The organism is Mycobacterium sp. NGS22 (assembly GCF_059813095.1).
Genome location: NZ_JCALDY010000004.1, coordinates 137,640 through 151,210, shown reverse-complemented (window position 1 = coordinate 151,210; position 13,571 = coordinate 137,640). Strand labels below are relative to the sequence as shown.

Here is a 13,571-nt window from a genome sequence, read left to right as displayed (position 1 = left end):
CGAGTCACTCCTTGCCGCGCGGCGGCGGTTGCACCTCCACGCCGCTCGACTCGTGCTCGGGGCCGGAGTCCGGGTGCTCGGCAGGGACCCGCTCGCGGGAACGATTTGCCTCACTGTATTCGTGGCGAGGGGTGGACCGCTCCCCGCTGCGGTACGGTCCGGGCTTCGGCCGTGGCTTCCCGCCCGGGAACGCCAGTCGGAAGATGGTGCGGTGCACCATGAACCACTGCTTGGAGAACCGCCCGGTGTTGTAGGGCAGCTCATAGCGCTCGCAGATGTCCTTGATCTTCGGCGCGATCTCGGAGTACCGACTGGCCGGCATATCCGGATACAGGTGATGCTCCACCTGGTAGCCGAGGTTGCCGCTGATCACGTGGAACAGCGGGCTGCCGTCGATGTTGGCCGCGCCGACCAACTGGCGCAAATACCACTCCGGGCGCGTCTCGTCCTCGACTTCTTCTTCGCTGAACGTGTAGGTCTGGTCGGGAAAATGGCCGCAGAAAATGATGGCGTGTGCCCACACATTACGGATGACATTGGCCAGTACGTCGGCGGCCAAGGTGCGCAGGTAGGTGCTCTCCACCCCGGGTAACACCTTGTCGAAGAATGTGGCTGCCGCGCCCACCCGTCCCGTGCCCGAAACCTTGCGAAGACGCCGGCCGAGTCGCGATGCCGCCGGCGGTTCGAGTTGTCCACCGAAGGCCAGTTGTACCAAGGCGTATGCGCCCGCACTGATTACCGGCCATCCGATGTAGTCCTTGATGATCTGCGAGCGCGCCTTGACGCTGATGCCTTTCAGGTCCTTGCGCACCTCCGACCACGGCTTCTCCCTGGCCCGGATCGCCTCGATATCCATGTCGTGTACGGCGACACCCCACTCGAACAAGATGGTGAGCAGCAAGTTATAGAGCGGTTGCCCCAGGTAGTACGGACGCCAACGCTGGTTGGGGTCGATACGCATGATCTCGTAGCCGAGATCCTTGTCCTTGCCCCGGATGTTTGTGTACGTGTGATGGATGTAGTTGTGCGAGTGCCGCCATGACTCCGCAGTTGAGGCGGTGTCCCAGTCCCATTTCGAAGAATGAATATCGGGATCGTTCATCCAATCCCATTGACCGTGCATCACGTTGTGCCCGATCTCCATGTTCTCCAAGATCTTCGCCAGCCCCAGGCACGCCGTGCCGACGACCCACGCGGTTCTAGATCGAGAGGCCAGTAGCAGGACCCGGCCCACCACCACAATTTGGCGCTGGGCGGTGATGACCGACTTGATGTACCGGCGGTCGCGGTCACCGAGATCGGCGAACACGTCGTCGTGAATCGCGTCGAGTTCTTTACCCAGCTTCTCTCGCTCTTGTTCACCCAAATGGGCGAACGGGCTTTCGGTACGTTGCACCGTAGAAGTCACTGCGGTTCCTTTCGATCACAGTTCTAGTTCGACGTCGCCTTCGGCGGCATTGATGCAGATCCGAACTTCCTGCTCGGTGGGTTCACTGATGTCACCGGAGCGCAGATCACGCAGCTTTCCCGATTTGAGGGTGCCCACGCAGGTGTGGCAGATCCCGATGCGACATCCGAACGCGAGTTCCAGGCCGGCGTTCTCGCCTGCTTCCAAAATGGATGTGCCGCCGTCGCATTCGACCGTCTTGTCACTCTTGAGGAAGTTGACTTCGCCGCCTTCGCCGTCGCCGGCGTCACCGCCGATCTTCGGCTGGAATCGCTCGAAGTGCAGGCGATCCGGATCGCCGTTTTTCTCCCAATGCTCGATCAGCGCATCGAGCATCTCTTCCGGTCCCGAGCAGAACGCTTCACGCTCGCGCCAGTCCGGGCACTCCTCATCCAGGTCCTCGGGTTCGAGTCGGCCGCGATCTCCGGTCAGGCGAATGTCCAGTCGCATTTTCTCGTGACGGCCGTCGAGATCTTCGAGGACGGACAAGAACATCACTTGCTCGCGGGTGCGAGCGGAGTGAATGTGCACCACGTCGCCCAGTTCATCGCGGTGATCGAGGCTGCGCAGCATGCTCATGATCGGCGTGATGCCACTGCCGGCGCTGATGAACAGCATCTTGTCGGGTAAGGGCTCGGGCAGTGTGAACACGCCTTCGATCTCGCCGAGTCGCACCAGTTCCCCGGGCCGGATTTTCTCGACCAGATACGGCGACACCACACCGCTGTCCACCTTCTTGGGCGTCACGCTGATCAGACCGTCGACGGGTTCCGGATCAGATGTCAGCGAGTACGCGCGCCAGTGGTAGACCCCGTCGATGACGAGACCCAGCCGCACATACTGGCCCGGTTTATGGCCGGGCCACTCGTAACCCGGGCGAATCAGAACGCTCGAGGCTTCCGAGCCCTGGGACTCGACCCGCTCGACTTTCCCGCGCAACTCCTTCGTTGTCCATAACGGGTTGATCATCTCGATGTAGTCGTCGGGCTGTAGGGGCTTGAATAAGTTCCGGACAGCTTTCAGGAACAACCTACGGCCACGGGATACCTGAGGCTGAGCGCCGCGTTCCGCCATGGGTCCAACAGTACACAGTTGTTCACTCAGATAAAACAAAGATCCGAAATATGTTGCATAGCAATGATTATGAGAGATCCTGCAATCGACACGCGGGTACCACACGTTCACTGCGTGTAGGTCGGTGTATTGCGTGCCCAGCCTCGCGCTCGCGGCTGGGCTGCCCTGTGCAGATTCCCCGACTTCTGTGCAGGTCAAACCCACAACCAAACCTTTGTTGCGTTCTCGTCCGCGCGGTGCCCCGCTCAACCCGGCCAGTTGGCTGGTCGCTTCCGGGCGCGGGCCCACCAGAACGCGGATGCCGGCGCCGCAGCCGAGACTGGGTTTGCGCAACGTGGCCGCAGGCTACTATGCCGCCATGCCGCTCGACGAAGGCTCCACGTTCGCCGGATACACCATTGTCCGGCGGCTCGGATCCGGCGGAATGGGTGAGGTCTATCTGGCTCAGCACCCGAGACTGCCGCGCCAGGATGCGCTGAAGGTCGTCAAGGCCGACGTATCCGCGGACAGCGAATACCGCGAGCGTTTTTATCGCGAGGCCGAGACCGCCGCGGCCCTATGGCACCCGCACATCGTGGCGGTGCACGACCGTGGCGAAACCGACGGGCAGCTGTGGATCGACATGGACTACGTCGACGGCACCGACGCGGGCGCTCTGCTGGAAGAACGCTATCCGAACGGGATGCCGGGACCCGAGGTCGTCGAGATCATCACCGCGGTGGCCGAGGCGCTGGATTACGCGCACGAACACAAGATGATGCACCGCGACGTCAAGCCCGCCAATATGCTCATTGCCCAGCCCGATTCACCGGCTCGACGAATCCTGTTGGCCGACTTCGGGATTGCCGGCCTGGTGGGCGAATCGACCGGCTTGACCGCCACGAACATGACGGTCGGCACGGTCGCCTACGCGGCCCCCGAACAACTGATGGGCAACGACCTGGACGGCCGGGCGGACCAGTATGCACTCGCGGCGTCGGCCTACCAGCTGCTCACCGGGTCGCCCCCGTTCCAGCACACGAACCCGGCGGTGGTGATCAGTCAGCATCTCACCGCGACACCCCCTCCGATCGGCGAACGGCGTCCCTCCCTGGCCGATCTCGATCCGGTGTTCAGCAAGGCGCTGTCCAAAGATCCCAAAGACCGCTACCTGCGGTGCGTCGACTTCGCGCGTGCGCTCGGCCATCACCTGGGCGACACCGGTGACGCCGACGAGACCAACCTGTCCCTGCCCGCGGTCGCGTCGCCGCCATCGAGTCGATCGCTGCTGCGGCCCGCCGTCCTGGTCCCCGGGGTTCTGGCGATCTTGCTGGTGATCGCCATTGTTTTCGGGCTGCGGGAGTTCCTGCGTGCCGACGAAGACGAGCGGGCCGCGACCGCTTCGCGGACCGCGACACCCACGGCGAGCGCGGCACCGTCGGCGCCCGCTACCACCTCCGCAGCCGCCGGCACACCGACCCCGGGAAACGTCGAACCGATACCGGTGGTCGCGATCGGTGCGGAGTGTTACCCGCTTGGCAGCGTCGGAAAGACACGGGCCAAGGCCGACGCTTTCTGCTCGCCGCTGCAGGGCGTGCAGGACCCGGACAAGGGCATCTGGTCGCTGACCGAGGGGCCCGTCGCGAGTCCCACCGTCACCTCGGCTCCGGGACCCAACGAGACGCCGCTGCCCAGTGAGCAAGAGACCCCGGTTCAGGTCTGCGTGCAGCAGACCGGGCAGACGCGGCTGCAGTGTCTGGAGGAGATCCGCCGAGGCAACGCGCCGCGCCGCTGATCGGCCGCCGCAGCATCGGTAACACATATTTGACGTCTTCCTTCTGCAAACGACCAACCTGCCGATACAGTTGTCTGCGATGACCCAGACAGCTGCCCCGCCTGTGTTGACCGTGCGGTATGACGGAGCCGAACGCACCTTCGCAGCAGGCCACGACGTAGTCATTGGGCGTGACTTGCGCGCGGACGTCCGCGTCGCACACCCCCTCATCTCCCGCGTGCACCTGTTGTTGCGGTTTGACCAGGGCCGATGGGTCGCCATCGACAACGGCAGCCTCAACGGGCTGTACGTCAACAACCGACGTGTGCCGGTTGTCGACATACAGGACGGGCAGCGCGTCAACATCGGCAACCCGGACGGCCCGGCACTGGACTTCGAGGTGGGCCGCCGGAGCCAGGGAACGGTGGGGCGCCCGCCGCCGACGACGGCAATGGCGATACCGGCGCGGCCCAGCGGTCCGATTTCCCAACAGAGCGGCCAGAATTGGGGACAGCCGCCGGCGCCCCCGTCGACAGCACGGATGCCCGCGGCGCCGCCGTCGGGACCGCAGCCGCGCTACCCGTCCGGCCCGCAACCGATGCACCCGCAGCAAGGCGGACCGGGTTCGTCGCCGCACATCTACCGTCCCGCCGCCGGAGCGCAGCCGCCGCCGGTGATCGGCCGCACGGCCGACGTGGGCGGCAGGACTTCGATGATGAAGATCCTGCGGCCGGGCAAGGCCGGAGGCGACCTGCCGCCGAACGCCATCAAGATCGGTCGCGCCGACGACAACGACATCGTCATCCCCGAGGTGCTGGCCTCCCGCCACCACGCGACCCTGATCCCGTCGCCCAACGGCATCGAGATACGCGACAACCGCAGCATCAACGGCACCTTCGTCAACGGCACCCGGGTCGAGTCCGCCGTGCTGCGCGACGGCGACGTCGTCACGATCGGCAACATCGACCTCGTCTTCGAGAACGGTGTCCTGTCCCGTCGCGAAGAGAGCCTGCTCGAAACCCGTACCGGCGGACTGGACGTGCGCGGGGTGACGTGGACGATCGAGGGCAACAAGACGCTGCTGGACAACATTTCGATCACCGCACGCCCCGGGATGCTCACCGCGGTCATCGGTCCTTCCGGTGCGGGCAAGTCGACCTTCGCCAAGCTGGTCGCCGGCTACACCCACCCGACCAGCGGCACGGTGGCCTTCGAGGGCCACAACGTGCACGCCGAATACGCCTCGCTGCGCAGCAGGATCGGGATGGTGCCGCAGGACGACGTGGTGCACGGTCAGCTGACTGTGCGTCAGGCTCTGATGTACGCCGCCGAGCTGCGCCTGCCCCCGGACACCACCAAGGAAGACCGCGAACAGGTGGTCGCCCGGGTGCTCGAGGAACTCGAGATGACCAAGCACCTCGAGACCCGCGTCGACAAGCTGTCCGGCGGTCAGCGCAAACGCGCCTCGGTGGCGCTGGAATTGCTCACCGGTCCGTCGCTGCTGATCCTCGACGAGCCGACCTCGGGTCTGGACCCGGCCTTGGACCGGCAGGTCATGACGATGCTTCGGCAACTGGCCGACGCCGGGCGTGTGGTCCTGGTCGTCACCCACTCGCTGACCTACCTCGACGTCTGCGACCAGGTGCTGTTGCTGGCGCCGGGCGGCAAGACCGCGTTCTGCGGGCCGCCGAGCCAGATCGGCCCGTCGATGGGCACGACCAACTGGGCTGACATCTTCAGCACCGTCGCCGACGACCCGGACGGGGCCAAGGCCCGGTACCTGGAACGCACCGGTCCGCCACCGCCAGTGCCGCCCACCGAGCAACCCGCCGAGTTGGGTGAGGCGGCGCATACCAGCCTGCTCCGGCAGTTCTCCACGATCGCCCGACGTCAGCTGCGGCTGATCATCTCCGACCGCGGCTATTTCATCTTCCTGGCGATATTGCCGTTCATCATGGGTGCGCTGTCCATGTCGGTGCCCGGTGACGTCGGTTTCAATGCCCCGAACATGGCCCCACCCAATCCGAGTGACGCTCCCACCGAGCCGGCTCAGATCTTGGTGCTGCTCAATGTCGGTGCGGTGTTCATGGGCACGGCGCTGACCATCCGCGACCTGATCGGCGAGCGGGCGATCTTCCTCCGAGAACAGGCGGTGGGCCTGTCCACCACCGCCTACCTGCTGGCCAAGGTCTGCGTGTACACCGTCATGGCGCTGGTCCAGTCGGCGATCGTGACCATCATCGCGCTCCTCGGCAAGCCCGGACCCAAGGTGGACGCCTCGGTGCTGGGCAGTGCCGCGCTGGAGCTCTATGTCGACATCGCGGCAACCACGGTCGCGTCGGCCATGCTCGGATTGGTGTTGTCGGCCGTCGCCAAGTCCAACGAGCAGATCATGCCGCTGCTCGTGGTGGCAGTCATGTCGCAGCTGGTGTTCTCCGGCGGCATGATCCCGGTGACCAACCGGATGGGCCTGGACCAGATGTCGTGGGTCACCCCGGCGCGATGGGGCTTCGCGGCGTCGGCCTCCACCATCGACCTGACCACGTTGTGTCCAGTGCCGCAGGTGCCGAAGGACTCGCACTGGAAACACACCGCGGGCGCCTGGATCTTCGACATGGCGATGCTTGTGGTGCTGAGCATCTTCTACCTGGGCTTCGTGCGCTGGAAGATCCGGCTGAAGAGCGGCTGATCACTCGGCGGTGCCGCCACCGCGGGTGTCGATGACCCGTTGCGCGATGTCGACGAGCTTGGAGTTGCTCTCCTGGGACAGGGCGCGCAGCATCTCGAACGCACGTACCTCGTCGACGTTGTAGCGCTCCATGATGATGCCTTTGGCCTGCCCGATGCGGTCTCGGGTGGACAGCGCCGCCTGCATGTTCTCGTCCTGGCGTCCGGCCAGGATCGCCGCGGCGGCATGCGCCGCGAGCACGGTGCCGATGGTTTCCGCTTCGGCGTCCCAGACGCCGGCTTCGAACCCGAAGAGGTTCAGCGCGCCCGCGGTGCGTTCGGCGGTGTAGAGCTTGAAGGACAACCCACTGAGCACGCCGAGTTCGAGGGCAGCCGGCGAGTACTGCGGCCAGCGTTCTTCGGTCCGGAAATCGTCGGTCCGCACGATCGTGTCGTGTAGCGCGGCCTGATAGCAGGGGCCCTCTTGGAAGCGGTGTTGCAGTTCGTCGAGTTTTTCGGGCAGCTCGGTGACATCGCCGAGCGATTCGAAGGTGCCGCCGCGGTGGACCAGCAGCACTCCGGCCGTGTCGGCGCCGGGTATCAGCTCCACAGCAGCCGCGGTGACGTCGCTCAGAATCTGCTCGATGGTGCGCGGCGTGGCTATGGTCTGCGCCAACTTGGCCATGCGCACGGCCAGGTCATGCTTGTCCGAAGTCATGCTGATATGTCTACCCGTTGGTGCGCTCCGCTGACCGGTGCGTCCCGACGACTACCGAGCGACGCCGTCGCGTGGCGCCGCTCGGCAGCCCGGACCCGACCCGGTCTGGTGTTATCGGGCTAGCGCGCCCAATTGCCGTGCTGCGGTGCCGTCCAGTGGGTCGGCTGAAGGGCGGCTTGCTTGGGGCGGAGGAACAGCGAGCCGGCGGCGGAGCGATTGCGCAGGGCCGATGCCCGCCAGGTGTTGACCGGGTGGGAGGCCATCATGTTGGAGAGCCACACGAAAAACCCCGTCTCCGTGCTGGCCCGGTCGGCCATCCCGTCGAAGTCCACCCAGCGCAGCAGGTACTTACCGGCGCTGAGCACCCCGATGGCGCGGCGGGCGCCCTCCGGGCGGAACGCGTAGCCGTAGTTGTCGGCGGTGTATTCCATCGACCGGGACAGCGCCTGACCGAGGAACGGAACCTTCATGGCCAACTGGCTGAGCTGTCGCCAGTAGGAGGCGTGCCCAGCCGCGATGTGTCCGACCTCGTGACCGATCACGAAAGCCAGCGCCTCGGGGTCGCGAGCCTGGCCGCCGACCTCGAACAGGTCGCTGTACACCACCACATACCGGCGGAAGCCGTGGCCGCTGGCGAACGCGTTGATCTGTCCGTTGCCCAAGACGACGTAGGCGTCCGGGACTTCGGTCAGACCGAACCGCTGTGCCGCTTCGACGACCAGCCAGTAGCCTTCCGGAAACTGGGTGGGCGACATTTTGACGCCGTTGGTGCGTTGCCGGCCGTAGTTCAATCCTCGGCCCAGGAACAGCGCCAGCGGCGTGGCAAGCACCGAAAGCCACAGCAGACTGGTCTTGCCGGATACCACTACGGCAATCGCGATCAGGTAGAGAACCACGCTGGTCAAGATGACCAGGACCAGCAGACCGATCTCCCACGGGTGGCGAACCGGCTGATCGCGGTAGCCGACTGGGCCCGATGCTGGTCCGGGCGGCGCATGGTGCGATCCGGGGAAATGGGCGTGATGGTGTGCCGGCGAGTCGACAATGGCCATGACGGTGCCTGAACTCCTGTATGAGGTCAGCCCGCTCCCGGTTGGTGGCGGGCCACATCAGACTTCGGCAACGGTCTTAAAGGATTCTCTATAAATCCTTGGAGCCCGATAAATTCACCGGTCAGAAAGTTGAACCTGGATGCGCCTCCGGGACCACCAGCCCCGGACGTCGTTTCCTATCATCATGGCTATGCACGCCAGCGCGTTGACGATGGCGCGATCGCCCGCGTACGCGGCTGCAGACGCGGCCCGCTACCGCGCGGCGGGCTGGTGGTCGGATACGACGCTGTCCGAAGCGGTGCGCGGTCACGCACAGCACTCGCCGGAGCGCACGGCGTACCTCGACTCGCGGCAGGACCGTGCGGCAGCGGCGCTGACGTGGCACGAATTCGACGCCGCGGCAACCGCTTTGGCTGGACGGCTGGTCGCCTGCGGGGTCCGGCCCGGCGACCGGGTCGCGGTGTGGCACGGTGATTCGGCGGCCATCCACGTGTTGTTCGTCGCCGTCGAACGCTGCGGCGCCGTCGTGGTCGGCATCGGCGCGCGCGCCGGCGTGCGGGAAGGCGCTCATCTGTTGCGTGCCACGCAGCCCACGTTGCTGATCAGCGATCCGCCGCGCGGGGCGGCAGCGACTGATGCGGCCACCATGGTGGGACTGCCGGTGCTGATCCTGCGCCCCGACCTGCGTCTGGACCCGGACGTGCGCCCAGGTGCCGTCGCGGCTGCCGCTCAGTTGGGACCCGACGACGTCTTTCTGATCAACTCGACCTCCGGGACCACCGGACTACCCAAGTGCGTGGTGCACACCCAGAACCGTTGGCATTACTTTCATCGGAAGGCCGTCGCCCACGGGCTGCTGACCCCCGACGACGTAATCCTGCCGGTGATCCCGATGCCGTTCGGATTCGGAATATGGACCAGCCACACCACCCCGATTCACCTGGGTGCGACCACGGTGATCCTGGAGCGGTTCACCACCGCTGCGGTGTACGAAGCGATAGCCCGACACCGTGTCACCGTATTATGTTGTGTCAGTACGCAATTGACGATGCTGATGGCGGACCCGGATCGCCGGGGGCACGACATGAGCTCGCTGCGGGTGGTCTTCACCGGCGGCGAGGCGCTGCCGTACCGGCCCGCTGCGGAGTTCGAGGACCTCAGCGGCGCCCAGATTCTGCAGTTTTATGGCTCCAACGAGACCGGAGTGCTCAGCGGGACCACGCTGGACGACCCGCAGCAACAACGCCTGCGAACCGGCGGGCGGATCATCCCGGAAATGTCGGTACGTCTTTTCGACGGTGACCTCGACGTCACCCACACGGGCCGCGGCCAGCCCGCTTGCCGGGGCCCGGCGACCAGCCTCGGGTACCTCAGCGGGTTGGAAGGCGGTTTGGCAGGCGGTTTGGAAGGCGGTACCGACCACGACGAATTGTTCACCCGCGACGGTTGGATGCGGATGGGCGACATCTGCGAGATCGACGCCGACGGCTACCTGACAGTCACCGGACGAACCTCGGACTTCATTCTGCGGGGCGGCAAGAACATCAGCGCCGCCCAGGTCGAAGACGCCGCCATGACCCATCCGGCACTCGCGGGGGCGTCGGCGGTTGCCATGCCCGATCCGGTGTTCGGCGAAAAGGTCTGTCTCTACGTCGAACTCGTCGGCCGCCGTCGCCTCGTACTGAGCGACCTCGTCGAACATCTACTGGCGCTGGGAGTCTCGAAGGAATTGCTGCCGGAGCGGCTCGTGGTAGTCGACGAGCTTCCGCGCTCGTCCGGGGGTAAGGTCGCCAAAGGCCAGCTCCGCGAGGATATCCGAAGCAGGATGGAGGCCGCCGATGAATGCTCCTGACGCACGCCGGGGCGGACTGGAAGTGTGGGCGCCCTCGGTGGTGCCGCCGATCGGCGTCGAACTGTCCGACGAACAGGCGCTGGCGATAGCCTTCCGTCACCTCGCGTCCATCGGGTTCGCCGAGAACATGGCCGGTCACATCACCTGGCAACCCGACGAGCAGAGCGAGATGTTGGTCAACCCCTGGGGGTTGTGGTGGCAGGAACTCACCGCCTCCGACATCTGCGCGGTCGACGCCGACGCGCGGGTGATCCGCGGCCGCTGGGACGTGACCCCGGCCATCCACATCCACACCGAACTGCACCGGGTACGCGACGACGCTCGGGTCGTCATCCACAACCACCCGTACTACGTGTGCGTGCTGGCGGCTCTGGGCCGGCTTCCCGAACTCGTCCATCAAACCGGTGCGTTGTTCCTGGACGATCTGTGCCTCGTCGAGGATTACGACGGGGAAGTCGACAACCCCTCTCGCGCAGCCGATCTCGCCGCGCATATCGGCGGGGCGAATCTGACGATCCTGGCCAACCACGGGGTCATCGCCACCGGACGCACCCTGCCGGAAGCCGTCTACCGCGCGGCGTCGATCGAGCGGGTGTGCAAGCTGGCCTACGACGTCCTGCTGACCGGCAGATCGCCGTCGGAGATGAAGTGGTCGGACATGAAGGGCATGCAGGCCTCGCTGATCGAACGTGCCGCCGTCGTCTACTGGGCGGGAGCAGCACGCATGACGATCAAAGCCGACCCCGATGTGCTCACCTAACCCTGCGCGAGCAGACGCAAAAGCACCCAATTCTTACCGAATTGGGGTGCTTTTGCGTCTGCTCGCCACCTAAAGGAGACCCCGGCATGAAATCGATCGACGACCTGGCCGCCGACCTGAACTTCACCACCGCCAAGACCGGCGCCGACCGGTCGGTGACGTTGCTGCCGGATCCGCCTCGGGCGCAACGCCGCTACACGGTCATCTCGGTGGACGACCACATCGTCGAGCCGCCGGACACCTTCACCGGGCGGTTGCCGCGCAAGTTCGCCGACCGCGCACCGAAGGTCGTCGACACCCCCGAGGGCGGACAGACGTGGGTCTACGACGGTCACATACTGCCCAACGTCGGGTTCAACGCGGTGGTGGGGCGGCCCGTCTCTGAGTACGGGTTCGAACCGGTCCGATTCGACGAAATGCGCAGGGGCGCTTGGGATATCCACGCTCGCGTCCGGGACATGGACCTCAACGGTATCTACGCGTCGCTGAACTTCCCGTCGTTCCTGCCCGGATTCGCCGGCCAGCGCCTGCAGCAGGTCACCGGGGATCGCGACCTGGCCCTGGCCGCGGTGCGGGCCTGGAACGACTGGCACCTGGAGGCGTGGGCCGGCCCCTATCCCGGCCGGATCATTCCGTGTCAACTGCCCTGGCTGCTGGATTCGGAGCTGGGTGCGGCCATGATCCGGGAGAACGCCGAACGGGGTTTCCACGCGGTGACGTTCAGCGAGAACCCGGCCATGCTCGGCTTGCCGAGTATCCACTCCAGGCATTGGGACCCGATGATGGCGGCGTGCGCCGAGACCGGCACGGTGGTCAACCTGCACATAGGGTCCTCCGGTTCGTCACCGTCAACGACCGCCGACGCCCCGCCGGACGTACAAGGCGTGCTGTTCTTCGCCTACGCGATCTCAGCGGCGGTGGATTGGCTGTATTCGGGTCTGCCCAGCCGGTTCCCCGACCTCAAGATCTGCCTGTCGGAGGGCGGAATCGGTTGGGTGGCAGGGTTATTGGACCGCCTTGACCACATGCTCAGCTACCACGAGATGTACGGCACCTGGCAGGCGCTGGGCGAAAGACTGACTCCCGCCGAGGTTTTCACGCGCAATTTCTGGTTCTGCGCGGTAGAGGACAAGTCGTCGTTCATGCAGTACGGCCGCATCGGGGTGGACAACATCATGCTGGAGGCCGACTATCCGCACTGCGACTCGACGTGGCCGCACACTCAGCAGACGATCCACGAACAGATCGGTGGGTTGCCCGACGACGTGATCCGCAAGATCACTTGGCAGAACGCCTCACGGCTGTATCAGCATCCGGTGCCGGCCGAAGTCCAGCGCGACCCCGAAGCCTTCTGAGATCAGGTGACCCATTCGGGTTGCTCGGCGGTGTCCACCGCCGAGAAGTCCTTGTGCCCCAACCCGGCAACGCAGCCGCCGTCGACGACGAACTCCGAGCCGGTGGAATAGCTGGACTCGTCGCTGGCCAGGTACACGACCAGGCTGGAGACTTCCTCCGGTTCGGCGGCGCGCCCCAGCGCGGTCTGGAAGATGTCCTCGGGCACCCACTCGGTCATCGGCGTCTTGATCAGTCCGGGATGGATGGAGTTGACCCGGATACCGCTCGGGCCGAGCTCCAGCGCGGCGGACTTGGTCAGGCCGCGGACCGCGAACTTGGTGGCGGTGTAGCCGTGGCAGGCGATGGTGCCGGCCAGACCCTCGATGGAAGAGATGTTGATGATGGATCCGCGACCGGCCGCCTTCATCGGTTTCACGACGGCCCGGATGCCGAGAAAGACACCGGTCAGGTTGATGTCGAGGATCCGCTGCCACTCCGACAGTGCGTAGTCCTCGAACGTCCCGATGTTGATGATGCCGGCATTGTTCACCAGGATGTCCAGCCGGCCGAACTCTGTCACCGCGAGCTCGACGGCGGTATCCCATTGCTCGGGGTCGGTGACGTCGAGATGCAGGTAGCGTGCCGCGTCGCCGACCTCGGCCGCGACGGCCTTGCCCTCGTCGTCGAGGATGTCGCCGAACACCACTTTGGCTCCCTCGGCCACCAACCTCCGGACGTGCGCGGCACCCATCCCGCGGGAGCCGCCACTGACGAGAGCGACCTTGTCGGTCAATCGGTTTGACATCCAAACTCCTATCTGGGACCGGCCGCGGGTAATCGTGGCACACCCGCCGGCACGGGTCCACCATACGCATGACAGTCGATGTATGGCCGCCGGACCCGAGCAGGTCGC

General features: G+C 65.5%; 10 protein-coding genes. 5 read left to right on the top strand and 5 right to left on the bottom strand.

Features of this window, described 5'->3' with window-relative positions:
• Positions 1 to 4: 4 nt before the first annotated feature.
• Positions 5 to 1,408, bottom strand: a complete 1,404-nt coding sequence (locus AC5Y47_RS05230; RefSeq protein WP_499942634.1) for a fatty acid desaturase family protein — start codon at positions 1,406 to 1,408, stop codon at positions 5 to 7.
• A 15-nt stretch (positions 1,409 to 1,423) separates the two neighbouring features.
• Positions 1,424 to 2,521 (bottom strand): ferredoxin reductase, encoded by a 1,098-nt coding sequence (locus AC5Y47_RS05225; protein WP_499942874.1) that lies wholly within the window; start codon positions 2,519 to 2,521, stop codon positions 1,424 to 1,426.
• A gap of 358 nt (positions 2,522 to 2,879) precedes the next feature.
• Between AC5Y47_RS05225 and AC5Y47_RS05220 the strand changes: the two genes are divergently transcribed.
• Positions 2,880 to 4,295 carry a serine/threonine-protein kinase gene (locus AC5Y47_RS05220; protein WP_499942631.1) on the top strand — a complete coding sequence of 472 codons (1,416 nt, stop codon included), beginning with the start codon at positions 2,880 to 2,882 and terminating at the stop codon, positions 4,293 to 4,295.
• Positions 4,296 to 4,374: 79 nt separating this feature from the next.
• Positions 4,375 to 6,963, top strand: coding sequence for an FHA domain-containing protein (locus AC5Y47_RS05215; RefSeq protein ID WP_499942626.1), 2,589 nt, complete (start codon positions 4,375 to 4,377; stop codon positions 6,961 to 6,963).
• Here the strand turns inward: AC5Y47_RS05215 and AC5Y47_RS05210 are convergent, their stop codons facing one another.
• On the bottom strand, positions 6,964 to 7,659 hold the full coding sequence (locus tag AC5Y47_RS05210; RefSeq protein ID WP_499942623.1) for a GAF and ANTAR domain-containing protein: 696 nt from the start codon (positions 7,657 to 7,659) through the stop codon (positions 6,964 to 6,966). It lies immediately after the preceding gene.
• 119 nt (positions 7,660 to 7,778) lie between these two features.
• Complete coding sequence (locus AC5Y47_RS05205) at positions 7,779 to 8,711, bottom strand: M48 family metallopeptidase (RefSeq protein WP_499942619.1); 933 nt, start codon at positions 8,709 to 8,711, stop codon at positions 7,779 to 7,781.
• A 190-nt stretch (positions 8,712 to 8,901) separates the two neighbouring features.
• Between AC5Y47_RS05205 and AC5Y47_RS05200 the strand changes: the two genes are divergently transcribed.
• The 3 genes from AC5Y47_RS05200 (at position 8,902) to AC5Y47_RS05190 (ending at position 12,678) form a co-directional block, all read left to right on the top strand.
• On the top strand, positions 8,902 to 10,563 hold the full coding sequence (locus tag AC5Y47_RS05200) for a class I adenylate-forming enzyme family protein (protein WP_499942872.1): 1,662 nt from the start codon (positions 8,902 to 8,904) through the stop codon (positions 10,561 to 10,563).
• Positions 10,550 to 11,323: a class II aldolase/adducin family protein gene (locus AC5Y47_RS05195; protein ID WP_499942616.1), complete on the top strand. Its 774-nt coding sequence runs from the start codon at positions 10,550 to 10,552 to the stop codon at positions 11,321 to 11,323. The genes AC5Y47_RS05200 and AC5Y47_RS05195 overlap by 14 nt, the downstream gene beginning before the upstream one ends.
• Before the next feature lie 86 nt (positions 11,324 to 11,409).
• Positions 11,410 to 12,678: an amidohydrolase family protein gene (locus tag AC5Y47_RS05190; RefSeq protein ID WP_499942613.1), complete on the top strand. Its 1,269-nt coding sequence runs from the start codon at positions 11,410 to 11,412 to the stop codon at positions 12,676 to 12,678.
• 2 nt (positions 12,679 to 12,680) lie between these two features.
• Here the strand turns inward: AC5Y47_RS05190 and AC5Y47_RS05185 are convergent, their stop codons facing one another.
• Complete coding sequence (locus AC5Y47_RS05185) at positions 12,681 to 13,463, bottom strand: SDR family oxidoreductase (protein ID WP_499942609.1); 783 nt, start codon at positions 13,461 to 13,463, stop codon at positions 12,681 to 12,683.
• Between the last annotated feature and the right edge of the window lie 108 nt (positions 13,464 to 13,571).